Source organism: Massilia arenae, assembly GCF_008014745.1.
Lineage (GTDB): Bacteria > Pseudomonadota > Gammaproteobacteria > Burkholderiales > Burkholderiaceae_D > Telluria > Telluria arenae.
In genome coordinates this window covers 18,670-44,115 of the sequence record NZ_VPFD01000015.1, presented here as the reverse complement: position 1 = coordinate 44,115, position 25,446 = coordinate 18,670, and the positions used below count along the sequence as shown (strand labels likewise).

General features: G+C 65.6%; 20 protein-coding genes and 1 pseudogene. 10 read left to right on the top strand and 11 right to left on the bottom strand.

The window, feature by feature from the left end; all coding sequences use genetic code 11:
• The first annotated feature begins 5 nt into the window (after positions 1–5).
• The 4 genes from FVD38_RS14100 to FVD38_RS14085 are packed head-to-tail and all read left to right on the top strand — an operon-like array spanning position 6 to position 4,643.
• Positions 6–1,604 carry a sensor histidine kinase gene (locus FVD38_RS14100; RefSeq protein WP_147935393.1) on the top strand — a complete coding sequence of 533 codons (1,599 nt, stop codon included), beginning with the start codon at positions 6–8 and terminating at the stop codon, positions 1,602–1,604.
• Positions 1,605–1,640: 36 nt separating this feature from the next.
• Positions 1,641–2,135: a sensor histidine kinase gene (locus FVD38_RS14095; protein ID WP_187271594.1), complete on the top strand. Its 495-nt coding sequence runs from the start codon at positions 1,641–1,643 to the stop codon at positions 2,133–2,135.
• A 24-nt stretch (positions 2,136–2,159) separates the two neighbouring features.
• Positions 2,160–3,020, top strand: a complete 861-nt coding sequence (locus FVD38_RS14090; RefSeq protein WP_147935391.1) for a response regulator — start codon at positions 2,160–2,162, stop codon at positions 3,018–3,020.
• Complete coding sequence (locus FVD38_RS14085) at positions 3,021–4,643, top strand: putative bifunctional diguanylate cyclase/phosphodiesterase (protein WP_147935390.1); 1,623 nt, start codon at positions 3,021–3,023, stop codon at positions 4,641–4,643.
• A 3-nt stretch (positions 4,644–4,646) separates the two neighbouring features.
• Here FVD38_RS14085 and FVD38_RS14080 read toward each other — a convergent pair whose 3' ends face one another.
• Positions 4,647–6,614: a PKD domain-containing protein gene (locus FVD38_RS14080; protein WP_147935389.1), complete on the bottom strand. Its 1,968-nt coding sequence runs from the start codon at positions 6,612–6,614 to the stop codon at positions 4,647–4,649.
• A gap of 68 nt (positions 6,615–6,682) precedes the next feature.
• Complete coding sequence (locus tag FVD38_RS14075) at positions 6,683–6,883, bottom strand: hypothetical protein (RefSeq protein WP_147935388.1); 201 nt, start codon at positions 6,881–6,883, stop codon at positions 6,683–6,685.
• Between the two features lie 331 nt (positions 6,884–7,214).
• Here FVD38_RS14075 and FVD38_RS14070 point away from each other — a divergent pair, with 331 nt between their 5' ends.
• A complete protein-coding gene (locus tag FVD38_RS14070; RefSeq protein ID WP_147935387.1) occupies positions 7,215–8,072 on the top strand; it encodes a hypothetical protein in 858 nt (285 codons plus the stop codon).
• Positions 8,073–9,108: 1,036 nt separating this feature from the next.
• Here FVD38_RS14070 and FVD38_RS14065 read toward each other — a convergent pair.
• Entirely contained in the window at positions 9,109–9,387 is a 279-nt protein-coding gene (locus tag FVD38_RS14065) for a helix-turn-helix domain-containing protein (protein ID WP_184236219.1), read from the bottom strand.
• Positions 9,388–9,419: 32 nt separating this feature from the next.
• Here FVD38_RS14065 and FVD38_RS14060 point away from each other — a divergent pair, with 32 nt between their 5' ends.
• Positions 9,420–9,914 (top strand): hypothetical protein, encoded by a 495-nt coding sequence (locus FVD38_RS14060; protein WP_147935386.1) that lies wholly within the window; start codon positions 9,420–9,422, stop codon positions 9,912–9,914.
• A 130-nt stretch (positions 9,915–10,044) separates the two neighbouring features.
• Here FVD38_RS14060 and FVD38_RS14055 read toward each other — a convergent pair whose 3' ends face one another.
• Entirely contained in the window at positions 10,045–11,088 is a 1,044-nt protein-coding gene (locus FVD38_RS14055; RefSeq protein ID WP_162819330.1) for a DNA-binding protein, read from the bottom strand.
• Between the two features lie 733 nt (positions 11,089–11,821).
• Between FVD38_RS14055 and FVD38_RS14050 the strand changes: the two are divergent.
• Positions 11,822–12,475: pseudogene (locus FVD38_RS14050) on the top strand (efflux transporter outer membrane subunit); the annotation flags it as partial.
• A 263-nt stretch (positions 12,476–12,738) separates the two neighbouring features.
• Here the strand turns inward: FVD38_RS14050 and FVD38_RS14045 are convergent.
• On the bottom strand, positions 12,739–13,344 hold the full coding sequence (locus FVD38_RS14045; protein ID WP_229493662.1) for an MBL fold metallo-hydrolase: 606 nt from the start codon (positions 13,342–13,344) through the stop codon (positions 12,739–12,741).
• Positions 13,345–13,567: 223 nt separating this feature from the next.
• Here FVD38_RS14045 and FVD38_RS14040 point away from each other — a divergent pair, with 223 nt between their 5' ends.
• The gene (locus FVD38_RS14040; RefSeq protein ID WP_229493660.1) at positions 13,568–14,371 is read left to right on the top strand and encodes a redoxin family protein; all 804 of its coding nucleotides are present in this window, start codon (positions 13,568–13,570) and stop codon (positions 14,369–14,371) included.
• A 30-nt stretch (positions 14,372–14,401) separates the two neighbouring features.
• Here the strand turns inward: FVD38_RS14040 and FVD38_RS27150 are convergent, their stop codons facing one another.
• The 4 genes from FVD38_RS27150 to FVD38_RS14020 all read right to left on the bottom strand — a co-directional run bounded on the left by FVD38_RS27150 (position 14,402) and on the right by FVD38_RS14020 (position 19,849).
• The gene (locus FVD38_RS27150) at positions 14,402–15,997 is read right to left on the bottom strand and encodes a methyl-accepting chemotaxis protein (protein WP_308616840.1); all 1,596 of its coding nucleotides are present in this window, start codon (positions 15,995–15,997) and stop codon (positions 14,402–14,404) included.
• A gap of 317 nt (positions 15,998–16,314) precedes the next feature.
• Positions 16,315–17,142, bottom strand: a complete 828-nt coding sequence (dsbG, locus tag FVD38_RS14030; RefSeq protein ID WP_147935383.1) for a thiol:disulfide interchange protein DsbG — start codon at positions 17,140–17,142, stop codon at positions 16,315–16,317.
• Positions 17,143–17,168: 26 nt separating this feature from the next.
• Positions 17,169–18,995 (bottom strand): protein-disulfide reductase DsbD, encoded by a 1,827-nt coding sequence (gene dsbD, locus FVD38_RS14025; RefSeq protein WP_147935382.1) that lies wholly within the window; start codon positions 18,993–18,995, stop codon positions 17,169–17,171.
• A 47-nt stretch (positions 18,996–19,042) separates the two neighbouring features.
• The gene (locus tag FVD38_RS14020) at positions 19,043–19,849 is read right to left on the bottom strand and encodes a TlpA disulfide reductase family protein (protein ID WP_147935381.1); all 807 of its coding nucleotides are present in this window, start codon (positions 19,847–19,849) and stop codon (positions 19,043–19,045) included.
• A gap of 206 nt (positions 19,850–20,055) precedes the next feature.
• Between FVD38_RS14020 and FVD38_RS14015 the strand changes: the two genes are divergently transcribed.
• Together FVD38_RS14015 and FVD38_RS14010 are read left to right on the top strand one after the other, a co-directional pair.
• Complete coding sequence (locus tag FVD38_RS14015; protein WP_147935380.1) at positions 20,056–20,721, top strand: response regulator; 666 nt, start codon at positions 20,056–20,058, stop codon at positions 20,719–20,721.
• Positions 20,718–22,040: a sensor histidine kinase gene (locus FVD38_RS14010; RefSeq protein ID WP_147935379.1), complete on the top strand. Its 1,323-nt coding sequence runs from the start codon at positions 20,718–20,720 to the stop codon at positions 22,038–22,040. The genes FVD38_RS14015 and FVD38_RS14010 overlap by 4 nt, the downstream gene beginning before the upstream one ends.
• Before the next feature lie 21 nt (positions 22,041–22,061).
• Here the strand turns inward: FVD38_RS14010 and FVD38_RS14005 are convergent, their stop codons facing one another.
• Together FVD38_RS14005 and FVD38_RS14000 are read right to left on the bottom strand one after the other, a co-directional pair.
• The gene (locus FVD38_RS14005; RefSeq protein ID WP_187271592.1) at positions 22,062–24,278 is read right to left on the bottom strand and encodes a heavy metal translocating P-type ATPase; all 2,217 of its coding nucleotides are present in this window, start codon (positions 24,276–24,278) and stop codon (positions 22,062–22,064) included.
• A 4-nt stretch (positions 24,279–24,282) separates the two neighbouring features.
• Positions 24,283–25,431 carry a c-type cytochrome gene (locus tag FVD38_RS14000; RefSeq protein WP_147935377.1) on the bottom strand — a complete coding sequence of 383 codons (1,149 nt, stop codon included), beginning with the start codon at positions 25,429–25,431 and terminating at the stop codon, positions 24,283–24,285.
• Between the last annotated feature and the right edge of the window lie 15 nt (positions 25,432–25,446).

Genomic DNA, 25,446 nt, shown 5'->3' with positions numbered 1-25,446 from the left:
TCGCCGTGGTCGCGCTGTTCCTGCATTCGTACGGACGCGAGCGGGCCGGCATCGAGCGCGCCTCCCAGGACGTGTCGCGGGCGCTGATGCAGGCCATCGACCGCGAGCTGAGCAGCGCGCGGGCCGCGCTCCAGGCGCTGGCGACCTCGCCCAGCCTGGACGCCCACGACCTGCGTGCCTTCCACGCCCAGGCGATCGAGGTGCTGCACTCGCGTCCGGGTAATGTGCTGGTGGCGTCCGATCCAGGTCTGCGCCAGGTGATCAATACCGGCCTGCCGTTCGGCGCACCGCTGCCACGCCACGGCAATGCCGGCCAGATCCGCAGCGTATTCGCGACCGGCCGTCCCATGGTGTCGGACCTGTACCTCGGGCCCACCGTGAACCGCCTGCTCAGCAGCGTCGACGTGCCGGTGGTGCGTGGCGGCCAGGTCCGTTACGTGCTGTCGATGCAGTACTTCGGCGAGCGCCTGGGCGCCATCCTCGAGCGCCAGCAGGCCCCGCCGGGCGCCACCGTCACCATCTACGACGGCAAGGCCCGCATCGTGTGGAGCAGCCGCGCCAGGCGCGCCGAGGTCGGCCAACGCGCCAGCTCGGCGCTGGCCGCCGGCTTCACGCTGGGACCGGAAGGCACGGTCGACGAGCCCGGTGCGGACGAGGCCGGCCTGGTGACCGTGTTCAGCCATTCCTCGCTGTCCGACTGGACGGTGGCCATCGCCCTGCAGCGCAGCGTGCTCAATGCCAGCCTGTGGCGCGCGCTGGAATGGATCGTGGTGGGCGGTTGCGGATTGCTGGCGCTGGGCGCCGGCCTGGTAGCGCTGATCGGCACCCGCATCGAGGCGGCGCTGCGCGGACTGGTGCATCCCGCCGTCGCCCTGGGCCACGGCGAACAGGTGGTGTTGCCGCCGCTGCCGCTGGACGAAGCGCTGGACGTCGGCCATGCGCTGGTCCAGACCGCCGCGCTGCTGCGCGAGCGCACCATCCAGCGCGACGAGGCCGAGCACGCCGAACGGATCCTGCGCGAAGCCAAGCGCGCAGTGGAGCGCAGCGAAGCCTTCCTGCGCGGAATCTTCGAAGAAACGCCGGACGGCATCCTGCTGGTCGGGCACGATGGCCGGGTGACGCGCGCCAACGTCCAGGTCGAGCGCATGTTCGGCTACGCCGCCGGCGCGCTGGAAGGGCTGGCGCTGGATGCGCTGCTGGTGGAAAGCGGGGAGACGCCGGCCTCGGTGTACGAGCGCATGCGCAAGGCCCCGGCCAGGAGCGGCATGGCCGGCACCACCCACCTGCGCGGCCTGCGCCATGACGGGATCGCCTTCGCGGCGGACGCCATGGCCAATCCGCTGCCCGAACGCGCGCTCCTGATCGTGACCGTGCGCGACGTCAGCGCCGGCTGGGAACAGGAGGAAGCACTGCGCCAGACGCTGGAAGACAAGAACACCCTGCTCAAGGAACTGTACCACCGGGTCAAGAACAATCTGCAGCTCATCATCAGCCTGTTCAACCTGCAGGCGCGCACGCTCACGGACGGCCATGCCCAGCGAGCCTTGTTCGAGGCCGCCAATCGCGTCCGCGCCATGTCGCTGGTGCACGAGCGCCTATATTAGTCGCGCACGCTTGGCACCATCCGCCTCGACGAGTACGTGGGCGAGCTGTGCGACCAGCTGGCGAGCGCCGGCGCGGCCGACCGCCGCGGCATCGTGCTGGCGCTCGAGGTGGCGCCGGTCGACGTCGGCCTGGACCTCGCTGTGCCGCTGGGCTTGCTGCTCAACGAACTCGTTTCGAACAGCCTCAAGCACGCTTTCCCGGAAGGGCGGCGCGGCACGATCCGGGTGACGCTCAGGCCCGAGGTCGGGGAGGACGCCGGTACCGATGAGCAAACGCTGCGCTTGACGGTCCAGGACGACGGCATCGGTCTGCCGCTCGACGCCGATCGAACTTCTCCCCAAACGCTTGGTCTCAGATTAGTTACTGCCTTGAGCGAGCAATTGCATGCCAGGCTCGTGTTCGAGAACCGCAACGGCGCCTGCATCATGCTCGTCTTCCACGCCGGGGCCAACGGCAGGCCCAGCGCCGCCAACGCGACGGATGCCCTGTCCCGGCAGGCGCTGGCCACCCAGGCCGCGGCGCCAGAATAGGCCCAGATCAACCCAGGAACCGGTATGCTGCAATCCATCCCCGGCGCCGCGCAGGACGCACCGACCTTGCTGGTGGTCGAGGACGAAGCCGTGGTCGCCATGGACATCGCGGGCCAGTTGCGCGACATGGGCTACCGGGTCTGCGGCTGCGTCGACAACGGCCGCGACGCCATCGTGCGGGCGCGCGCCGACCGGCCCGACCTGGTGCTGATGGACGTGGTGCTCAAGGGCGACATGGATGGCATCGCCGCGGCGGCGGCCATCGGCGCCGAGCTGCAGATCCCGATCCTGTTCCTGACCGCCTACAGCGACGACCAGACCGTCGACCGCGCCGCCGCTGCCATGCCCTACGGTTATCTGACCAAGCCGTTCCAGGGACGTGAGCTGCGGGCGGTGATCGAGGTCGCGCTGCGCAAGGCCGAGGTCGAGCGCGCGCTGCGCGACAAGGAGCGATGGCTCAGTTCGGTGCTGCACGGGGTGGGCGATGCCGTTATCGCCCTTGATGCCGACGGCCTGGTCGGCCTGGCCAATCCGGCGGCCGAACACCTGCTCGGCACCGAGGTCCTGCGCGGACGCAGCGCCGCCGAGGTCGTGCGCCTGGAAGACGATGCCGGCGCCACGGTCGGCCTGGCGCACCACGATTGCCTGGCGCGCAGCGGGGCGGCGATGCTGGTGACCGGCGCCGGCCAGCGCATCCCCGTCGACTATTCGGCGGGCCCGATCTGCGACGAGCGCGCCCACCCGATGGGCACGGCAATTGTGCTGGACGACGAGCGCGAACGCGTGGCGGCCGAGCTGCGCCTGTTGCACAGCGAACAGCGCTTTCGCAGCGCCTTCGACAATGCGCCGCTGGGCCTGGCGCTGGTGGGGCGCGACAACCGCTAAGTGCGCGTCAACCGCGCCATGTGCCGCCTGCTGGGCGTGCCGGCCGACGCGCTGGTGGGGGCCGTCCAGGATGCCTTCGGCGACAGCGGCGACAATGCAATCGAACGCGAGTACCAGCAAGACCTGCTGGCAGGGCGCAGCGACGCGGTGCAGTACGAGCGGCGCTACCGGCCGAAAGATGGCCACACGGTCTGGGCCCTGGTGTCGGCCACCTTGCTGCCGGCCAACCACGAGCCGCAGCATTTTCTGATCCAGGTGAACGACGTCACCGAGCGCAAGCGGGCCGAGGAAGAGCTGGCCCACCTGGCCCACCACGACGCCCTCACCGGCGTCGCCAACCGCGCGATGCTGAGCGAGCAGGTCGAGCGCGAGCTGGCCGTGGCGCGCCGCCGCGGATCGCGCCTGGCGGTGGTCTTCATCGACCTCGATTACTTCAAGCACATCAACGACACCTATGGGCACGAGACCGGCGACGTGGTGCTCAAGGAGCTGGCGAGCCGCCTGGCCCATAGCGTGCGCGCGATCGATATCGTCGGGCGCCTGGGCGGAGACGAGTTCGTCGTGGTGCTGTCCGAGGTGTCCGATGCGCGCGACGTGATCGCGCTGACCGACAAGCTGCGGCGCGAATGCGGCCGCCCGCTGCATGTCAACGGTCACGAGGTGCGCCTGGCGGTCAGCATGGGGGTGAGCCTGTTCCCCGACGACGCCCAGGATTTCCGCACGCTGCTGCGCTTTGCCGACAGCGCCCTGTACCAGGCCAAGGGAGAAGGGCGCAACAACGTGCAGTTCTACCGGCCCGAACTCACGGCGCGCATGGAGATGCGGGTGCGGCTGGGCGCCGGCCTGCGCACCGCCCTCGAGCGCGGCGAACTGGAGATGTTCTACCAGCCGATCGTGACCCTGGCCGACGGCCGCCCGGCCGCCGCCGAAGCGCTGCTGCGCTGGCACCACCCCGAGCTGGGCCTCCTGCTGCCCGACCTGTTCCTGCCGATGCTCGAGGAATCCTCGATGGGAGAAGAAATCGGCGCCTGGACCATCCTCGAATCCTGTCGCCAGGCCGCGCTCTGGAACGCCGACGGCGGGCCCGGGCTGCGCATGGGCGTAAACGTGACGCCGGCCCAGTTCAAATCCGGCCGCCTGGTGCCGGTGGTGGAAGCGGCGCTGCGCGCCACCGGGCTGGACGCGGGTCGCCTGTGCGTCGAGATTACCGAACAGAGCCAGCTGGCCGACACCGAGCAGACTCGCGCCACCCTGGCGGCGCTGAAAACCCTGGGCGTGCTGGTGGCGATCGACGATTTCGGCACCGGTTATTCGTCGCTGGGCTACATCAGCCGCCTGAAGCCCGACGAACTCAAGGTGGATAAATCGCTGGTGACCGACGTCGACACCGACGCCGAACGCGCCGGCCTGGTGGTGGCCGCGCTGGCCATGGCGCGCAGCCTGCGCCTGTTGGTAGTGGCCGAAGGCGTCGAGACCGAGGCCGAGCAGGCCTTCCTGCTGGCCCACGGCTGCGATATGGCCCAGGGCTTCCTTCATGCGCGGCCGATCCCGGCGCCGCAGTTCGAACAATGGCTGGTGGCGGCTGGCCGGCCGAAGGGCGCCGGCGGGGCACCGGCGCATTGATCCTCAGTCTGCACCCAGGCTCACCTTGCTGCCGGCGATGAGCGGCGCGCCAGGTGAGCCGGCTGCCGCGCTCGCGTCGACAACCGCATTGTCGTAATCGAGCACATCGGCCCCGGTCACGGCGTCGCGGTGCGTGATGCGCACGTGGATGCGGCCGGCATCGGCAGTTGCCGCGTCGCGCACCACGCTCAGGACGAAGCGGTGGCCATGCCGTCCATTCAGCACCCCGCTACCTTCATAGCGCACGCCTGCCGGATCGTGGGCCAGGGCGTCGTAGCCGCCGCTGTCGAATTCGATGCCCGGCGCGCTGAAGCGGATCGCGGCCTTGCCGCCACCGTCGGAGGCGTCGCCCGCGGAGCGGAAAGAGAAGCGGGCGATGCCGGGATCGTGGGACGCGAGCCGCGACGCGCCGCGTGGCGACCAGAATCGGCCATCGCCGGCGAGCACGATGCCGGACTGGCCCACGACAACCGTCGACTGCGCCACGCTGCGCTCGCCCCCGCTGTCGCTCACCGTCAGGCGGACCTGGTACACGCCCGGCGTGCGGTAAGTATGTTGTCCGCTGACGCCGCCGCTGCCGCGCGCCGCGGCGACACTGCCGGCGCTGGTGTTCCCGTCGCCCCACGACCAGCTTGCTGTGTGGGCATCGCGCAGGTCGCTGTCCCTGAACGCTGCCGCAAACGTCAGCAGGGCGCCGGGCCGTGCCGCGCCGAGGCTCTTGATGGTCCCGATTACCGGTGCCGCCTTGGCGCAAGCGCCCGGCACCAGCAGCACCAGGGCCCCGGTAGTGGTGCTGGCGACGATCGAACCGTTATCCGAAATGGCGTGTGCCTCGTCCAGTTCAAACCCGTCCGGCGCGTCCCTGAGACGGGTATTCAGGTCGACCAGGCCCGCGGCACGGGTCCAGACGAAGGCGCGGGAGTTGAACCGGCCCACGACCTGGCCGTGCTTGTTGACGTCGCGGCCAGTCGACTGGTCGGTGCCTGGGTTTCCAAGCAGGAGCGGACCGTTTTTCGGGGTCCACACGAACCCGACCACGTTGCCCGGGCCGGTCGCGGTCTCTCCAACCACCATGTCCTTGTCGTTCATTTTCACGGCCCAGGAGTCGCCAGGCACCCGCAGATCGATCGCGCCTTTGCGGGGCATCCAGAAGAAGGAGGAACGTGAATTGGATGGGTTGGGTGCAAACAGGCCGTGGCCGACGATGTGCCCTGCCGCGTTGATGTCCATAGCACTTGACCACGGGAACTGGTTCGAAAGAAGAGGCTGCGGTACCGGCGCCAGCGTCCATCGTGTCGGGACGGTATAGCTCCAGCCCATTGTCGGCGCCGCATCGCTGAGGCCGACCACGACGCCGGCATCGTTCATCGCGGTCACGTTGGAGTAGGCGTTCAGCGAACCCAGATCGCGCATGCCGAGACCGGGAATCCAGCGAAAGGCGCGTTCCTCGGTGTCCAGGGAATGCCGCGCATTACCCGCGACCATGCCCAGGTTGTTGATCGCAATTCCTTCCGAGGCGAGCAGGCCAGGAGGGCTCAGGTTGACCATCCCGCTCCACGCGCTCCAGCGGTAGGCATGGTATCCGTTACCCATCGGCGCCAGGAAGGACAGGCCGGTCACTTGTCCCAGATCGTTCAGCGCGACAGCGGTGGTGTAGATAGTGTTACTGTCGCCGACCAGCGAACCGAGCTTGCGTACCTGGACGCCATCGTACATCCTGGCGTTGTGGACGAAAAGCGCGACGTACTCGCTGAACGCCACCTGGCCCTTGGCATTGATGTCGACGTTGGGAGAGGCGTCCGGGGCCAGCGGGACGATCCGATAGAGAACGTTGGGCGGAGGGGGAAGGGGACCGGCGCTCAGCGCTGTCGACATCGACAGGCACAGGATCGCGACCGGATAGCGCAGCCTGCGCATGCGGCTGCGGCAGTGGTGGCGACTGGACTGGGCGGCATTGGTGTTCGCTTGCATGGGATCCTCCTGTTTCGATGTGGTATTCGCGGCCGGACTGCGGCCGGCGTGCGGCCTTGCGCCGCGCGTCAGACGGTGACGTTGTGCTTCGCAGTGGTGCTGCAGCCCTCGTTGTCGGCAACGGCGGGCGTCACCATACGGATACCGGGCTTGCGGTAGGGGCGGTTGCCGCTGATGCTGCCGGCGCCATGGACGACGCCGAGAGCACCGTCGAGTGGATCGGCCGAGCAGCGCGCGGCGGAGGCGGTCCCAAGTGTTCCACGTTGCATTTGTTCCTCCTGATCAGTTTGATGCGTCAGGTCAAGATGCAGTTTGGGAAGAGGTGCTAGACGGGATGTTCCGGATCAGCTTAGCATGTTCGATGAACCGTCTCTGGCCGGGATCAACTGCCATGCTGGGAGGCGGGAGCTTGGAGAGAAGGTGTTGATGCAACGAGGCGGTGACGGCAGACGCGACTTTCCTGGCGGCTGTTTGAGGCAGGAATTTAACTCGACATTAGCATATATATTGTCGAGTTATAAGTGAGGCGGGGTCGGAGTGCTTGTCTTCCGCTCCCGGCGCGGGTAGAGTCCCCGACACATCAAGAACCGGCCACATCCGATGAAGATCGTGCACATCTCTGCAGGAGCAACGTCACGCCGCAATTACTACCATGTGGCCGTCTTCGATCATGCCGGCGCCACTGACATCCTTGTGATCGATGGCGGCACCTCGGTGGCCGAACGTGATTACCTCGATCCTGTCCATGGCGACGTGACCTGGTTCGTGCACGCAATCACGGCGGCGCTGGAACAGGAACTGGCGCCCGGGCGCGGCCAGCAGGAAAGCGTACATGCCGCGATCGGCGCGGTCGGCGCCCGGTTCGAGCAGATTGCTGGACATAGCGCGATGCCGCTGTATGCGTGGCCGATCGCAGCCATGACCTGGATACGCATCGACGTTCGGGACGGCGTCCAGCGCGCCGCGTTATACAGCCTGGGCGACTGCACGAGTCTGCTGCACACGGCCGCTGGCGGCTGCATCGATCTCGATCCGTTCGTGAATCCGCAGGACGCCGTACTGCAGGCCGAGATCGCGCAACTGCGCGCTGAAGGCGTCAGCGATCCCGAACGACGGCGCGAGCGCATGCTGCCGATGCTGCGTGCGCGACGCGCGTTCCAGAACACCCAGCCGGGGCCGACCGTCCTGTGCCTGCGTCCGAACTGTGCTTTCCAGGCGCGCGTACGGAGCGTTGACCTGGAACCGGGAACGAGCCTGCTGATCATGACGGACGGCTTTTATCGGCTGGTCGATCCTTATGGCTGCTACACGGACGACGCGCTGGTGGAGGCGTGTCTCGAACGGGGATTGGCGACGATGCTGGACGAACTGCGGACGTATGAAGCAGTCTCCGACGCAACCGGAGCACGTGCGGTGAAGGCGGCGGACGATGCGTCGGCGGCGATCTGGACCGCGTAGTGGATGGTGGTCGATAGGTGGAGGATGGCACGCGAATGGACGCTGTGGAGTGGGTGCCCCGGTTTTGATAGGTCTTGCGTTGGTGGCCACATAGCGCATTTAACATAATATAGATTATGCGAAGTACGCACTGGCCGTCATCGCCGTCTTTCTGATCTACGCTCTCGGAGCGCTCGTACCTAAAACTCCGTACTCGGGGCACCTTAATCTACCGACTCGGCGTCAAAGCCCCGTTTTCCCCGTCGAGTCTATATGTTTAGGTAAATCTTCATGGCCTACTCATCACGTCAATAGCTTTAGGTACAACGGAAGTATTTATGGATACGGAATCGCGTCGGATGTTCAGTGATGACAGACGAGACAACTGGCTGCAGCTCGCGGATCGGCGTGTGGGACTCGGGCCGCTGGCGTCAGGCCTGGCCTATTTGTCTGGCTTGCTTCGTGAGGGTCGCCGCTGACGACGCGCTGCCCGTGCCAAACCCAACTCCTCGCTGGCCGATTCCGATTTCGGCGCTGTTCGCTCAAGCCGTCCGCGAAGCTCAGTCACCCTGGCGCGCTCGGCGGCAAGCTGGCTACCCAGCTCCGCACTCTGGTGCGCGCTTTCCGCAGCCTGGCGGGCGGCTCGGTCGCGTTCGTCGGCCAGTAGTTCGGTCTTTGCTATATAGCAGCGCTCCGAAGTAAATCGTGGAAGTTTTCGGAACTAATTGTTTGAAGTCTGCCGCGTCGCATAGGTGTCCAAGTTTTACTTCGTATCTTGCCGCCTGTGCTTCATCCTAGGCTCATAGCGGTCTAACCTGTGGCTTTCTTGGTTTTACCGGCGAGCTTTACGTAACTCGTCGTGCAGTCCCGATTTTTGCGGTAACCGTTAGGTAATACGCGCATGCGTCGGAAGTATGGCCGGGATACCAGCCGACTGCCATGCCACCCTGCAAGGATCCTCATTTGCGTTCGATTCTCTTGCAGTACGGCGGGACTGCTGCCTTTCGAGCCATCCAGAATCCCATACGTTTGCTTACCGCGAATCGCAACTGTCGTCCTAATCTTCGAACGATTTCAGGTCAGCTATTACCTGAGAAAAAAGTTTCTTTCGCTCCGCAATGTCCTTCGGCAGATACGCGAACGCAACGAGAGACAACGGATGTACACCCAGCACCGCTGCGATGTCGTCGATCTTTGTAATCGTAGGGGCTTTGATCCCGCGTTCCAGGCTGCTGAGATAGGTTCGACTCGAAACTACCGAAAAATCCTCTTGTGTCAGACCTCGACTCTTCCTCGCCTTCTGCAGTCCTGTTCCAAATTGTTTGAGCAACCCCACGAGCACCTCCGCATAAAATGCACGATGTACTCATGGCGAACACTTTAGGACTACAATCTATAGTGTTCATTTCGTACTGCAGAGGCATTCAAGTGATTACTACAGACAAAGCACATGAGGCGCCCATGTTTTCGATGGGGCCAGGGATCGCGACCTGGCGTGCAGCTACGCTAAGCCTAGGTATGCTCTACGTGTTCATCACCTACGCATTTAAAGAAGAGCGTCGCTGGGTCCAACAGACGACGATCCTCTGGGATCCTCGCGACGTACTACAGTTCTGCCGCACTTGCAACGGCAACAAGTTACTTAAAATTGTTGAGATTTCCCTACTTGAGCCTTACCGCAAGGAGAAAGTCAACACTTTGCGCTGGACATCGGTTTTGAATATTCGGCTATACGTCGAAGATGATGTCGAGATACCCGTCTACTTTACTGATGCCGGTGAAGCCGTTGTTCTGACTCGAGAAGAAGCGAAGCAGAAGATGAAATCGCTTTACAGGGCTCGGCCAAAACGAGAAGCAGCCTGAGCTCGTCTAAAGCGGTCAGAAGTACACCTCGAGCGCGCGAATTCCGAGAGCAAACGCTACACCGCCTACTCCAAGCTCGCAGCCAGTCTGCTGTTTCGATCGGTATCGAACTTCGTTCAACGCTAGCAATCTATTTGTCTTGTTTGCTGCCGGGTCGACGCCGCTGGCGAGGGATTACAGGCGTCGAGCGCGGCTCCCGCCTGCTTGGTTTCGATGTGCTGGCGAATCGCTCGAGTTGTTCACGCAACTCAGCAACCTTTGCTCGCTCTGCAGCGAGCTGGCTCTCCAGTTCCCCGCACTGAAATGCGGTTCTCATGGTCTGGCTAGCCGCTCGGTCTCGCTCGTCGGCAAGTAGTTCCGCCTTAGTCATATAGGCGCTGAGCTCTTGGCCTTGTCGGGCAAGCTGAAACTGAGCCCGCTGTGCCTCGGACTGGATTTCTTCAATGCGGGACGCGAACGTCCGGCGCTCGGCGTCGAGTTGCTTCTGCAGTTTCGTCGCCGCAGTTCGCTCTTTGTCCAGGTCAACCAGGGTTCTTTTCGCCAGATCGGTGTAACGCTGCTCAGCTTGAAGGATGCGGTCAGTTAATTTCTCGATCTCCGCCGCGCGCTCTCTTAACATCGAACTTATCTGGTCGCGCAACGTTTCAATGTCAGCTCTAGCCTCATTCAGTCTCAAGTCCGTTTCTTGCTGGGCTGCTGCTGCCGCGCCAAGTTCATCCCGCTGTTTTACGATCGTCCCCTCAGCTGCTGCTATTTGATCGCGGCCGTCCTTGAGCTGGGCAGACAGTTGAGCGATGTCATCTTCCAGACGGTCCTTTTCGGCCAGGGCAGCGTCGCGTTCGACCATTGCGCTCTGCCGCAATACAATGATCGACTCGTCAGCAGCCTTTTGGGCTAGCGCCCAGATCTCACCGATCAGCTGGCCGCCCGACTGCTTTACCTGATCGGGCAAGTCCGCATGCTGAAGGTCGACCCTTGCCCGTTCACGCAAGTCACTCCAAAACCTTTTCAATGCTTCGCTTGGAACAGACATACTCCCTTTCCGAACAAGCTGATAGAGAGCGTTCGTTGTTGGAGTCACGCCGTACCTGAAGAACATAACGGCACAAGCTTCCCTATAGAGATCCGCAGTGCGTGGAAACCGATCACGCAGGCAATCAATGTCAGCCTGCATAGAGGCTGTGCTTTGCCTATTCTCGAGCATATACCCCCCTTTTCGTAGTCCCGTAATACTACGTAAAACGTAACGAAACCGGCGCCCTCCTCTGAAAATATGACATTACTTCTATAATGTCGAATCCACTCCAACCCGTAGTCAGTTTCGTGCGGTATCGACTCCTGTCCGACCAGCGCCTAGGCGCACTGGTACGCATTGCTCTCGACGGCAGCCAGGACCTGCGCCTGGCGCTACGGCACGTCGCCCAGTCACGTGCGGCCCTGGAGAGGCAGCAAGCGGCAGCGTGGCCGCAAGCTGCCCTCGGCATGTCGGGCGCCAAGAAAGGACCCCGCCGGACGAGCGCGCAGGAGCTGCAGGCGTCCGGGCGCTCAGCCACGGCCAAACGGCCGGCATCGAGGCCACCCGGGAGCTCGACCTGTTCGGACGTGTCTGGAACATGCTGAGGCCGCGCAAGAACGGTATCTGGCCAGCGCCTACGTCCGCGAGGCAATGCACATCCTGGTGGTGTCGCAAGTGGCCGAACAAAATCTGCCGCTACTGTCCTACGGAGAGCAACTAGAGGCCGCCGAGGCAACGCTGCAAGCGGCCCGCGAATCTACCGTATCGTCAGGCTGCGCTACGATACGGGCGCCGCCTCTGAACTTGACGCAAGTCTGGCGCAAGGGACCGTGCATCAGGCGTTGGCAAGCCACGCGGCCAAGCAGCGGCTGCTCGCGCAGGCGGAAACAGTCTTGCAGCATTGATCGGCCAGGCACTGCCGGCCGCCCTGCCCCCGGCCAGGAGCTTGTCCAGGCAGGACTTCCTGGCAGACATCCCGCCGGGACTGCCGTCCGAACTCCTTCTGCGCCGTCCGGACGTGCGCCAGGCGGAAGCCTTGCTGCGCGCGCAGTATGCGAACATCGGCGCTGCGCGCGCCGCCTTCTTCCCGCGCATTTCGCTGACGGCCGCGGCGGGTAGCGCCAGCAGCTCGCTGGGCAGGCTGGCCAGCGCCGGCACCGGCGCCTGGTCGTTTGCATCCGACCTGGCACTGCCGCTGTACGACAGCGGCGCGCGTCAGGCCGACCTGGACAGCGCACGCATCGGGCGCGACATGGCGGTCGCACAGTACCGCAAGACCGTGCAGACCGCGTTCCGCGAAGTCGCCGACGGTCTTGCCGCACGCGGGACCTTCGACACCGAGCTGGAAGCACGGCGCGGCAACGTCGCGGCACAGCGGCGGCGCCTGCAACTGGCGGAAATGTCGTATCGCAGCGGCAGCAGCGACTATCTGGGCGTGCTCAGCGCCAGGACCGACCTGTACAACGCCGAGATCGCGCTGATCGCCGTACAGCAGCAGCGCTTGGCCGCGATGGCGGGCCTGTACCGGGCGCTGGGCGGCGGATGAATCGAACGCAGTGGCGATTCGCCGCCGCCCGCCGACCTTGACGCGGACATTCCGCTGGCGCAGATACAGAAACACCCGCGCATGCCGGAGTGAACCTGCTGCTCGTCGCCATCGACGGACTATCCTTGCGGACTCTCCGTCATCTGCTGGCAGTACTTGCCGAGGTTTTCCGGCAGATCAGCCGGACACACGCCGCATTGCTTATTGCCGGGAACCGCATAATCGATAAATTTAGGGTACGGCAGCTTGAGCCCCGCCATGATCTACCGGAACTCCTCGATCGAGCGGTCTGCACCAAGGCGCGGATTGCGCTCCTTCTCCTGCATGACGGAAGACACCCACCTCTTCTGATAATCGTGCGCCGGATAGACGAGCGTTTCATCGGGTAGCGTGAAGAGCTTTCCACGCACGCTGTGATAGAGCGCATCCGAGTCGCCCTGCTGGAAGTCGGTGCGCCCGCAAGCTTCGATCAACAGGGCGTCGCCCGTGAAGACGCGGTCCCCGAACACGTAGGCGAAATGCCCCGACGTATGGCCCGGCGTGTGAAGGGGCTGGAATTCCATGGAACCGACTCTGAATGGCGTCCCCTCTTCCAGTTGAACATCCGCGCAGTCAACGCGTTCCGCTGCTGGCGCTGCAATCCTGCTGCCCACCTTGTTCTTCAGTTCCAGCGCCGCCGTGATGTGGTCGGCGTGGACATGGGTGTCGATGCTGTATGCAAGTGTCAGCCCCAGGCGCCGAAGCTCCTCCAGGTCACGATCGATGGTCACGATCACGGGATCGATCAATACCGCTTGCCCGGTTTCCGAACAGCCGATCAGATAGGTGTAAGTGCTGGACAAGGGCTCAAACAGTTGGCGGAAGATCATGCAGATTCTCCTGATGACGATGAGGGTGCAGGTGCCCCGGATGCCGCAGTATAGAGCGCCGATGAGGTTCCTGGCGCGCGCCGCCACCACCACCACAATACTGCCGCGCGCTTGCTAATGCTGCATTAATCCGCAAGCTTTAGCATGCCCTGGCAAGCGGTCCCCGAGCCATGACACGGCCGCTGCATGACGGTCCTGCCGGACTGTCCCTTCAGGAGGAGTGGTGGACGAATTCGACGTAGGCAGGTGGGCAATACCGGCGCTGGCCATCCTGGCCAGCGCTGCAGTGAGCTGGTGGTACCAGCGCAGGCGTGGCTGGAACAGCTGGCCGGTCGTGTGGAAGACGATCCTGGGAGGGCTGGTCGCCGCCCGGATCACGTTCATCCTCCAGAATGCGCCGGAATATGCCGCCGAGCCGCTCTCGATTCTGGATGTCAGCGACGGTGGATTCTCGGACACGGCCGGCGTGCTGGTGGCATTCATGCTCGGCGCGCACCTGACTGCCAGGACGAACACGCCGCGCCGGCCGGTCTTCGCCGCGGTCCTGAGCGCGGGCGTGGTCTGGATCGGCGGCGCCATCGCCATGCTCGATTTCGGACCGCCCAGCACGCCGGTGCCCCTGGTCGAACTGCGCCGGCTCGACGGCACACCGGTGCAACTACGGACCCTGACGGACAAGCCGATGGTGGTCAACCTGTGGGCCACATGGTGTCCGCCGTGCCGGCGCGAGATGCCGGCGCTGCAGGATGCCCAGAAGCGCCACCCCGGCATCACCTTCGTCTTCGTCAATGAAGGCGAGGACGCGGCGACGATCGGGGCGTTCCTGGCGCAGCAAAAGCTCGATCTCGACAACGTGCTGACCGACCGCCCCCGGGAGCTTGGCCGCCGTACCGGATCGTTTGCCATGCCGACGACGCTCTTCTACGGCAAGGATGGCCGCCTGGTCCTGCGCCACATGGGTGAACTCGACCGTGACGGCCTCGACAGGCGCCTGGAGATCCTCGCAGCACCTGCGGGCAAGCGCTGACCAGTGGCCGGCGGAACCCGCACCGACCGACTACCCCGCCATCGCTGGCAGTGCGAGACGGCGCGTATGCGAGCCGCCGCCGTCCAGGCGCTGCGAGTGCGCAGCTGGCTCCGCGGCGAGCTTGAAGGTGCTGACGACCGCCAGCAGCTCCTGCGCCTGCGCCTGCATCGAGTCGGCTGCCGCGGCGGCTTCTTCGACGAGCGCCGCATTCTGCTGGGTTACCTGGTCCATTTGCGCGATGGCCTGGTTGACCTGCGCGATCCCGGCACTCTGTTCCTGTCCGGCGAGCGTGATCTCGGCCATGATGTCGGTGACGCGCTTCACACTGGCGACGACCTCCGTCATGGTATCGCCCGCAACATTGACGAGCTTGCTACCCGCATCGACCTTGCCCACCGAATCGCCGATCAGCGCCTTGATTTCCTTGGCCGCCGCGGCGCTGCGCTGCGCCAGGTTGCGGACCTCGGATGCGACGACCGCGAAACCGCGTCCCTGCTCGCCCGCGCGTGCTGCTTCCACCGCCGCATTCAGCGCCAGGATATTGGTCTGGAATGCGATCCCGTCGATGACGCCGATGATGTCGGCGATGCGCTTGGCGGCCTCGTTGATCGCGCCCATCGTGCCGACTACCTCCTCGACAACCTGACCGCCCTTCAGCGCGACTTCCGACGCCGTCGTGGCCAGTTCGTTGGCATGCCGGACGCTCTCGGTATTCTGCTGCACGGTACTGGTGAGTTCCTCCATCGAGGCCGCCGTCTCCTCGAGCGAACTGGCCTGCTCTTCGGTGCGCGCCGACAGGTCCAGGTTGCCCGCGGCGATCTCGCCTGACGCGGTCGTGATCGTGTCGGTACCGTCGCGAACCTTCTGCACCAGGGTCGCCAGGCTGTGCTGCATCTGGCGCATCGCGAACATCAGACTCGTCTGGTTGCGCTCGTCGTCGAGGGCGATTTGCACGGTCAGGTCGCCGGCCGCGATCGAACCCGCGATGCTCGCGGCATAGTCCGGTTCGCCGCCAAGCTGGCGGGTGATGCTGCGGGTGAGCCAGAACGCGACGGCGCCGCCGGCGACGATGGCGAAGGCGGCGAGCGCCAGGCTGGCCAGGAACATGGTCTGGGTACGCGTGACCAATTCGGTCTTGACCTTTTCCGCCGCCGCGTTCTTCTCCTTCAGGATCTTCAGCAGTTCGCCGCGCATTTCGCGCCACACCGGGGTTTCCTCGCCATTCAGGATGACGACGCTGGAAGCGGCATCGGTTTTCACGAGTCCAAGGATGCGGTCCTGTACGTCTGCGCGCTGCTGTTGCAAGGTTTCCAGCCTGGTGAGCGCCGTATCTGCAGCGCCATCCTTACCTGCAAGTGCACGGGCGGATTTCAGAGCTCTGCCAAAGTCCTTGCGCGCAGCCGCCAGGTTCTTGTAGCCGGTTTCGTTATCCGGTGCGAGGACAACATTGCGCAGCGCCTGCCCCATCTGCAGGCCTTGCGCGTACATCGTGTTCGCCTCGGCCAGGAAAGCCTGGTCGTGGTCCACAAAGTTGCCGAATCGCGCTGTCGCATCGCGCATTCCCGAGATCGCGACGGCCAATGCGATCGCAAATAACACAAAGACAATGGCCATGCACAAGGCCATCTTGTTCCGAAGTTTCATCCGTTCCTCATTTGATTTCTGGTCGACTGTATGCGCAGCAGTTAGGAAAATTATCCTAGGAAACTTAAGATTCCATAAGGAAATTATGGTGAATGCTCGTTTCGGTTCAATAGTTGGTGCTACTGCGCAACAGACCGTGGCAAGCATGCACTAACGCGTTCAGCCCGCGTCTTCGATAGAAGAAACAGGCTGAATCGACTGATGAGGGATCAAATGCAGCGCACGGCGGCGCAGGATCCGTTAATCCATATGAAGCCCTGCTTTCATTGGGAACGGATGCCTTCTCACACCTTGCTGCATCACTTGAATTTGGCCAGTGCCGGGTCGGTCACCCGTTGTTCGGGCAAGCCCGTGATGGACGGAAGCTCCGACAGACGCGGCATCCCGCTCTTCACCTGGACCTTGCCCTGCTTGTCACGCCAGACCACGCCAGGGGTACCGCCTATGCCGAAGGCATCCATCAGCTCTCCGTTACGGCGGATCGACGCCGCCACCGACGGGTGCGACTGCTCGGTCTTGCCTGCGTCCGGCTTCCACGGCTTGCCGTGGTTTTCCTCCATGCGCCGGAACGCTGCGGTTTTGTCAGGCGCTGCCAGTACTTCGATCGCTTTCGGCATGCTGGTGGGCCCGAGCGTCGCGACCGGAATCCAGCGCACCTGCAGCCCTGCCGCTTCGTATGGCTGCACTGCGCGCCACATGAAGTGGCAATATGGGCAATTCGGGTCGACGAAGGCGTAGATGACGCTCTTCGGATTCTTGATGCTGCCCTCGGCGATGAAGGCCGATTTCTCCAGCTGCGCGTAAGCGGCTGCGAAATCCGGCTTGGGAATGTACATGTCTTCGTGCTGGGCCGACAGGTTCTGTCCGCGCTCGTCGATCAGCGCTCCCGCAACCAGGGTCTTGCCGTCCGCCGTGGTGTACACCAGCGAATGACGTGCTCCCTGGGACAGCACCCAGCCTGTGAGCCCGGAGGCCGCCGGGAACTGCTTCACCACCTTCACGCCGGCGTCGACGGCGCGCGCGAGCGCCGGCGGCGTCTGCTGGGCGGCAAGCGCCCCCGTGTTGATGAATGCTGCTGCGAGAGCGGCGATGACCGTGGCTGGAAGCGCGAGTTTGTAAGCCTGCATGTTGTCTCCAATGGGGAAGGTGTTATTCAAGGTTGGGCGCCCGTTTGCGCGGCCTCGGCCTTGCGCAGCGAAGCGAGGAAGGCATCGGCATCCTCGTAGCCGATCACCCGGGTGCCGCCGAGTTCGCGGCCGTCAGGGCTGAAGAAGATGATTCCTGGTGGCCCGAACAGGCCGAATCGCTTGAGCAGGGCCTGGTCGGCCGCATTGTTGGCGGTCACGTCGGCCTGGAGGAGGAGCATCCGGCCAAAGCGTTCCTGCACCCGGGGATCGGAAAAGGTGAAACGCTCCATCTCCTTGCAGGACACGCACCAGTCGGCGTAGAAGTCGAGCATGACGGTCTTGCCGGGACTCCTGGCCAGGATGGCGTCGAGCTCCTCGACCGAACGGACGCGCTGGAACGGAGTCTCTCCATGCGCCTCGGCCGTAGCGAACGGCGCCAATGGATCGCTGCCGCCGGCGGCCAGCCCTGCCAGCTGGGTCAGGCCGAGCACCCCGGCGACCAGGCCGGCCGCTACCGCGAACGGCCGGCGCGGTCGTGGCAGCAGCAGCGACGCCGCATAGCCGGCGCCCAGCAGGCCCCATCCCAGCATCAGGGCCCGTGAAGGCAGGACCGGCGCTGCGATCCAAAAGGCGGTACCGAGCATCAGTACGCCGAAGAAGCGCTTGACGCCAACCATCCAGGCACCGGCGCGCGGCAGCAGTGTGCCCGCCGAGGCCCCGACCAGCAGCAGCGGCACGCTCATGCCGGCAGCCATGGCGAACAGCGCGCTGCCGCCGATGAAGGCATCTTTGGTCTGGCTGATGTACACGAGCGCGCCCGCGAGCGGCGCGGCGACGCAGGGCCCGACGATCAGCGCCGAGATGGCGCCCATTGCGAACACACCGGCGTGGGTGCCCGCCCCTTGCCGGTTGGACGCCCCCGCCAGGCGCGACTGGATCACCGCCGGCATCTGCAGCTCGAACACGCCGAACATCGGCAAGGCCAGCACGACCATCAGGATGGCGAACGCGCCCAGCACCCAGGCATTCTGCAGTGCCGCCGCCAGTCCTTCGCCCGCGAGGCCCGCCGCCACGCCCATCGCGGTGTACACGATCGCCATGCCGAGCGAATACGACACTGACAGCGCCAGGCCCCGCAGGCGCGACGCAGAACCCTTGTCGCCGACGATGATCGATGAAAGGATCGGCAGCATCGGCAGCACGCAGGGGGTGAACGACAAGCCGAAGCCCAGCAGCAGGAACATCGGCACGATGACCGCCAGTTCGCGGCTGCTCAATGCCCGCTCGATGCGTCCGCTCTCGTCGTCGTTCGACAGCGCGCCCTCCGGCGCGGCAGCTGCCGGGCCCTGGCTTGCCGGCGCCGCGGCGGCGCTCGTGGACGCCCCCGGCCCCCCGCCAGCGGACAGGACCGCGGTCGATGCCATCGGCGGGTAGCACAAGCCCTTGTCGGAGCAGCCCTGCGAAGTGGTCTTCAAGGTGAAGCTTCCGTTCCCGTCCACGGGAATGCGCACCCTGACTGAGCCCCGGTAGGTCTCCATCTCCTTCTGGAAGGTCTCGTCGAAATGCTTCTCGCCAGCCGGGAAGGCAGGCTGTCCGAGCCGGGTCTGCCCGGCGTCGAATGCGAAGCGCTCGCGGTACATGTAGTAGCCGGGCGCGATGTCGAAACGCACTTCGGCCGTCTGTCCGTCGACCATGGTGGCGGCGAAGCGGAACGCCTGCTCGGGGGGCAGGAAATCGTCGTCGGCCGCCGCCGCGCCGCCGGAGGCTGCAAGCAGCACTGCGGCAAGCTGGGCCAGCAGAATCGCCCCCAGCCACTGGTGCAGTCCGGATACCGTCCGGGATAAGGAAACCATACGCATTCTCATGTCGTTCATTGATGTCGCTCCGTTGTGTTTGCGGCTCAGCGCTTGCTGCGCAGGACCGCCAGGTGTTCGGCCAGCGTGGCGCTCGATACCTCTCCCATCCGCTTGTCGACCAGGATTCCGTCGGCGTCGACGAAAAGCGTGGTCGGCAGGCCCGGGGCGCCGGCTGCCTTGGCGAGTGCGCCGCCGGGGTCGAGCACCACGTTGCGCAGCGGCAGGCCCTCGGCCTTCAGGTAGGCGCGCACCTTGGCGCTGTCCTCGCCCTGGTTGACGAATACGAAGGTCAGGTCGCTCGCTTCGCGCTGCGCCTTGCCCAGGGCGGGCATTTCTCGCCTGCAAGGCGGACACCAGCTGGCCCACAGGTTCACCACCATGGGCTTGCCCGCAAACGCGGACAATGGAACTGCGCGTCCGTCCAGATCCGTCAGCATCACCTCGGGGAGGGCATGGCGCCCGGTGGTCGCGTGAATCAGCCCGCTCCCACCGATCCAGATGAAGATGCCGGCACACAGGGCGGTGAGGATCGCGGCGCGCTGCTCGGCCCTGCGCCATGCCAGGATGGCGCCAATGACGATGGCAGCCGCGAAGCCTGCGATGGGCGCCAGCCCACCGTCGCGCAGGTCGGGCAACCGCCAGGGCTCTTCCGCGTACAGAGGCCAGTAACGGGCAACAAAGACAATGCGGGCGACCAGAATCGCCCCGGCGATGATCAGCCAGAGCGAGCCCTCGGCCTTCACGCCGCTCCTGGCGGCTACCCGGTTGCCGATGGCTGAACCGAGGATGATCGTTGCGAACGTGACCAGCAGTTGCGCGGGCAAGGCAAGCGGGCCGAGCGTGACAGTCATGGTGGTGTGCTTTCCTGCGCATGGCGCCGGCCCCACGGGCCGGTTCGACGCCTGGCGAATACAGGCATCGTATTTCGTGCCGATTAGCACCACATTAACGACCCAGTCGAATTGCCGCGAAGCATACAATCCGCCGCTGCCGTTAATCGCGGCATAACCGTAAAGCGGTAAGATCGCGGTTCCTGCTTTCACTACTCGGGCTAGCCATGCGTGTACTCGTCATTGAAGACGACGAACTGGTCGCCAGCGGCATTCTTGCCGGCTTGCGCCTCTCAGGAATCGGGGCCGATCATGTCGCCAATGCGTCCCAGGCGGAAGTGGCCGTGCAGACCGGCCGTTTCGATGTCCTCCTCCTCGATCTCGGACTGCCGGATACGGACGGGCTCACGCTGCTCAAGCGCTGGCGCGGCGCGGGCAAGGACTGGCCGGTGCTGGTCCTGACCGCGCGCGACGACGTCCAGGACAAGGTGGCCGGCCTGCGCAGCGGCGCCGACGACTACCTCGTGAAGCCTTTCGAGCTCGACGAACTGGTCGCACGGCTGCATGCGCTGCAGCGGCGTAGTGCCGGCCGCAGCGTCGACCGCATCGAGCATGGTCCGCTTGCCTTCGATCCGGCCACCCAGGTGGTGACGCTGGACGGGAACCCGGTCGAGCTGTCGCGGCGCGAGCTGGCCCTGCTCCAGGCGCTCCTCAACAGCGGCCAGCGCATCCTGAGTAGCGACCAGGTCAAGGACAGCCTGTATGGGCTCGGCGATGGTGTCGAGAGCAATGCCCTGAACGTCCACATCTACCACCTGCGTCGCAAGCTCGGGCCGAACATCGTGGAGACCGTGCGTGGCCTTGGGTACCGGCTTGGCAAGGCGGGGGCATGAAGACGTTGCGCCTGCGCCTGCTGGTCACGATCGGCGCCTCGTTCGCCCTGTTCTGGGCCTTGTCCTCGGTCTGGACGCTAGTCGACCTGCGCGACGAATTCCGCGACGCGCTCGACGAGCGGCTTGCTGCATCGGCACGCATGGTCGCCGCGCTGATCGCCGACTCGCCCCATCTTTCGGTGCAGCCGGGCTCGCGCGGAACCAGCCCTATCCCTTACCTGGTCCGAGCCGACAACGTGGCCTGCGAAATCCGGCTGCTGCGGGGCGGCATCGTGGGCCGCACCGAGAACAGCCCGGAACGCCTCGGTCTCGCATCACCCGGCTACCGCACCCGCGTCATCGATGGCGTTACCTGGCGCAGCTACACCATCGAGCAAAACGGGATGCGCATCACCACCGCCGACAAGGTGGAGCGCCGCCAGCAGCTGTTCCGGAATATCGCGTTCGCGACCTTCGTGCCCTTCCTGGTCGCCATGGGCGCGACCCTGATCGCGCTTTGGTTCGCCGTATGCCATGGGCTGCGGCCGCTCGAACGGATCCGCGTTGCCCTTGAAGCGCGCAAGCCCGGTGCGCTCCACCCGCTGCCCGAGCAAGACCTTCCGCATGAACTCGCCCCCCTGGTAACCACCGTCAACGGCCTGCTGGCCAGGATCGAGCGCACCATGGAGCGCGAACGGCGCTTCACCGGCGACGCCGCGCACGAACTACGCACGCCGCTCACCGCCGTGAAAACCCATCTCCAGGTCGCTCGCATGAGTGGCGACGGACCGGACACGGCGGTCGCCCTCCAGCAGGCCGAACGCGGGGTGGGCCGCCTGCAGGGCATCATCAACCAGCTCCTGATGCTGGCGCGCGTCGAGGGTTCGATGTCATTCGACGACGACGAACGCCTGCAGGCCGGCGCAATCGCCGAGCAGGTCATCATGCAACTTCCGGCGCAGCAGGTCGCCAGGGTTTGCGTTCGTGACGAAGGCGGCGCAGCGCGCGCCCTGCGCATACCCGGGTCCCTGGCCGTGACCGCGCTACGCAACATCCTCGATAACGCACTGCGCTACGGCGATGCCGAGGCGGCGGTCGTACTGCGGATCGTGCAGTATGGCGGGATGGTGGGTTTTACCGTGGAAGACCAGGGCAGCGGCATGAGCGACGCGGAGATAGGCAAGGCAGGGCAGCGCTTCTGGCGCAAAGGCAGCGGCCAGGGCAGCGGCCTGGGCCTCTCGATCGTCAAGGCGGTCGTCGCGCGCTACGACGGGAGCTGGAAGCTGGAACGCCGCGAGGGCAGCGGCGTGGCCGCGCACCTCGCCTTTCCTGCCGAATAGCGCTCCCGGGCCAGTCCTGGTTCAAGTGCGCTGACGCGCACTCGTCCCGGACAGCAGCCGTCCCGAATTCAGCATGACGCTCAGACTGCTGGCCAGCATGGCGCCAGCGGCGGCAACCGGCGTCACCATGCCGCTCGAGGCCAGCGCCAGCACAGCCACGTTATACACCATCGAGAACGCCAGGTTCTGGCGCACTACCCCGACGGTTCGCCGGGCATGCCGCCAGGCTGCGGCCACCTGCTCCACCCCGCCGCTCGCGATGACCACCCCTGCCGTCGCAACGGCGGCCGGAGTGGCGCCCTGCACTGCGACGCCGCATTCGGCAGCAGCCAGGGCAAGTGCGTCATTGACACCGTCGCCGACGAACACCGCGGGCTTGCCGGCCCGCTCGAGTACTTTCACTTTGTCCTCAGGTAAACAATGCGCATGGACCTGGTCCGGCCCGAGGCCGACCGCTTCTGCAACCGGGGCCGCGGCAGCCGCACTGTCTCCGGTAACCAGGCGGGTGCGTATTCCTGCCTCCGCAAACGACCGCAGCGCGCGCGCGGCGTCTTCGCGTATGCGGTCCTGCAGCAGGATGGCCCCGATCCACTTCCCGTTACGCACGACTTCAACCCTGGTGCAGTCTGCCGGTGCCCCTGGGGGCAAGCTCACGCCCTGCTCTTCGACGAAGCCCGCACTGCCCACCAGTAGCATGTCCTGTCCGTCCGGGCTGCGCCAGGTGCAGCCGCGCGGATGGCGCTGCACCAGCCCATCGCCGCAGCTAGCGGCGCCTGCGGCCTCGGCCGCCGAGCGGATCGCGCGCGCCACCGGATGCGCAATGTCCGCTTCCGCCCGCGCCGCGAGGCCAAGCACCTCGGCCGGGGCGGCGTGCTGCGAGCCGAGCACCTCGCGCACTTCGAGCATGCCCTCTGTCAGGGTACCGGTCTTGTCGAACAGGATCTCGCGGGCGTTGGCCAGGGCTTCGAGCGACGCAGGGTCGCGCAGCAGGATCCCCTGGCGCGCCGCGCTCGCGGTCGAGGCGGCATAAGCCAGCGGCAGGGCCAGCCCGACCGCGCAGGGACAGGCAGCGACTAGTACCGACAGGGCACGCAGGGCGGCCTGCACAGGATCGCCGCCGCCGGCCCAGCTAACCGTGAAGCTGGCCGCCGCCAGCACCAGCGCGGCCGGCACCAGCCAGCGCGCAAAGCGCTCGGCCTGCATCGCGGCGGCGCTCTTGGTGCCGAGCAGCTCGAGCATGCGCACACCGATGCGGTCGATGAAGCGCTGGCCCCAGGCTTGGTCGACGCGCAGCACCAGCCGCGACGACAGGTTGATGGAACCGGCGACGATGCGGTCGCCAAGCGCCACCGGCAAGGGAGCCGACTCGCCGCTCACGATCGCCGCATCGACCTCGCCTTCACCTTCGACGACGGTGCCGTCGACCGCCACGCGCTCGCCCGCGTGAACCAGCACAAGATCTCCGGGACCGACACGGTTCGCGGGTTCTTCCACCGGGACGCCATTGACGCCGATGCGGCGCACCGTTTCCGGTACCGCCTGGCGCAGCGCATTGACCGCCACCGAGTTGCGGCGCCGGGCGTGCAGTTCGATCAGGCGCCCGCACAGCAGGAAACTCACCAGCATTGTCGCGGTGTCCGCATACACGTCGGCGCTGCCGCGCAGCAGCGACCATCCGGACAGAAGGCAGGACGCCAGCACGCCCGTCGACACCAGTGCATCCATGCCGGGCACGCCTGCACGCAGGGTCCGCCAGCCGGCGCGGTAGAAGGCCAGGGCCGACCAGGTCACCACCGGCAGCGCGGCCAGGCAGGAGGCGAGCGCGATCCACCATCCGGCCTGCGAGGCCGCCAGTCCGGCATCGAGATACAGCGCCACCGATCCGAGCATGCTCCACATCCCGAAGAAGCCGGCCACCGCCAGCCGCATCCAGACCGCCCGTGCCTGCGCGTCGATCTGCCGTTCCATCTCCTGGGATTCGACCAGCGGAACAATGCCGTAGCCGAGCCGTTCGACCCGGGTAAACAATTCGTCGAGGTCGATCCGGTCCGGGTCCCAGCGCACCAGCGCCGAGCCGCCGGCAAAGCTGGTGCTGGCCGCGGTCACGCCGGGCGAACGCGCGATCGTGCGCTCGACCGCCAGCGCGCAGCTGGCGCACCACATGCCCTCGATGCTGACGACCATGCGGCCGGCGCGGCGCAGCGCATCGCGATCAATGCCGGCAAAGGCCAGGTTCATCGCGCTAACCCTTCGGTGCCGCGACCGGGCTGGTACGGGCAACGCCCGCGCCGATGATCTTGCCGCCCACTTCCTTGCCGTAGTAGCTCTTCTCATCCTTGTGGAAGCGCACGCGTGCCTCCTCGATGGTCCCGGTCTGGCGCGGATCCTTCGGCCGCTCGTGGCTGTTGATGTAGGCCGCCGCATCCCATGCGTCCTGGTCCGACAGGCTATGCGGCTTACCGAGCGGCATGTTTGCCTTGATGAACCCGGCCGCAGTGTCGATCCGTGCCATGCCGGCGCCCCAGTTGTAGGCTTCCGGCCCCCACAGCGGCGGGAAGCGCAGCTTGCCGCTCTCGTCCTTGCGGCCCTGGCCGTCGTCGCCGTGGCACAGCGCGCAGTTCTGCGCGTAGACCTTGGCGCCGCGCGCGTGGTCGTAACCCTGCGGCGTTTCCTTGACCTTGATGTAGCCCCCGCCGCGCATCTGCTCGCCGGTTGGCGCGCCATCGGCAAGCCAGTACATGTAGATCATCAGGTCCTTGTAGATGTCGTCGCCCGGCGGCGGCGCCTTGCCGGCCTCGGAGGCCTGCGCGTTCATCGAATAGTTGAAGCAGCCGTTGATGCGCTCTTCCAGCGTGTTAACCTTGTTGTTCTTGGCGCGGTACTTCGGGTACTGCACATAGGCCGCCCACATCGGCGCCGAATTCTCGCGCCGTCCCGCGTCCAGGTGGCACTGGGCGCAGGCCATGCTGTTGCCGACATAGCGCTGGGCATACTGCGGCGTGTGGATAAAGATATCGCGGCCGCGACGGATTGCATCACCCTCCGGACCGTCCGGCATTTCGGATTCGAGCGGCGGCACGAAGTAGCCGTCCGGACCGGTCGGCTGCAGCGGCGCGGCCACCTTGCCTTCCTTGTCCTTCTTGCGCTCGGCGCGTGCGGCGAGCATCTCCTGGCGCGCTTTCGCCTCGGCTGCCTCGCGCGTGAGCGCGGGCGCCGGCGTATCGGGAGTGAATCCGGCCATCGTCTGGAATCGCTGCCAGGCGCCGGTCTGGACCACCAGGGCGCCGAAGGCGAACAGCACCAGGCCGCCGCCGGCCGCCGCGGCCATGCGGCGGGCCGTGCTGCCCAGGGTATAGGGTGACTTGGTCGTGGTTTTCTTCGGGTCGTTCATATCGTGTCTCAGGAG

Coding starts and splice junctions, on each gene's coding strand:
- FVD38_RS27150 (WP_308616840.1), bottom strand. CDS start 15,997: ATGGCCTTGTGCATGGCCATTGTCTTTGTGTTATTTGCGATCGCATTG.
- FVD38_RS14010 (WP_147935379.1), top strand. CDS start 20,718: ATGAAGACGTTGCGCCTGCGCCTGCTGGTCACGATCGGCGCCTCGTTC.
- dsbD (WP_147935382.1), bottom strand. CDS start 18,995: ATGGTTTCCTTATCCCGGACGGTATCCGGACTGCACCAGTGGCTGGGG.
- dsbG (WP_147935383.1), bottom strand. CDS start 17,142: ATGCAGGCTTACAAACTCGCGCTTCCAGCCACGGTCATCGCCGCTCTC.
- FVD38_RS14075 (WP_147935388.1), bottom strand. CDS start 6,883: ATGCAACGTGGAACACTTGGGACCGCCTCCGCCGCGCGCTGCTCGGCC.
- FVD38_RS14015 (WP_147935380.1), top strand. CDS start 20,056: ATGCGTGTACTCGTCATTGAAGACGACGAACTGGTCGCCAGCGGCATT.
- FVD38_RS14020 (WP_147935381.1), bottom strand. CDS start 19,849: ATGACTGTCACGCTCGGCCCGCTTGCCTTGCCCGCGCAACTGCTGGTC.
- FVD38_RS14055 (WP_162819330.1), bottom strand. CDS start 11,088: ATGCAGGCTGACATTGATTGCCTGCGTGATCGGTTTCCACGCACTGCG.
- FVD38_RS14045 (WP_229493662.1), bottom strand. CDS start 13,344: ATGATCTTCCGCCAACTGTTTGAGCCCTTGTCCAGCACTTACACCTAT.
- FVD38_RS14060 (WP_147935386.1), top strand. CDS start 9,420: ATGGCGAACACTTTAGGACTACAATCTATAGTGTTCATTTCGTACTGC.
- FVD38_RS14090 (WP_147935391.1), top strand. CDS start 2,160: ATGCTGCAATCCATCCCCGGCGCCGCGCAGGACGCACCGACCTTGCTG.
- FVD38_RS14000 (WP_147935377.1), bottom strand. CDS start 25,431: ATGAACGACCCGAAGAAAACCACGACCAAGTCACCCTATACCCTGGGC.
- FVD38_RS14070 (WP_147935387.1), top strand. CDS start 7,215: ATGAAGATCGTGCACATCTCTGCAGGAGCAACGTCACGCCGCAATTAC.
- FVD38_RS14080 (WP_147935389.1), bottom strand. CDS start 6,614: ATGCAAGCGAACACCAATGCCGCCCAGTCCAGTCGCCACCACTGCCGC.
- FVD38_RS14005 (WP_187271592.1), bottom strand. CDS start 24,278: ATGAACCTGGCCTTTGCCGGCATTGATCGCGATGCGCTGCGCCGCGCC.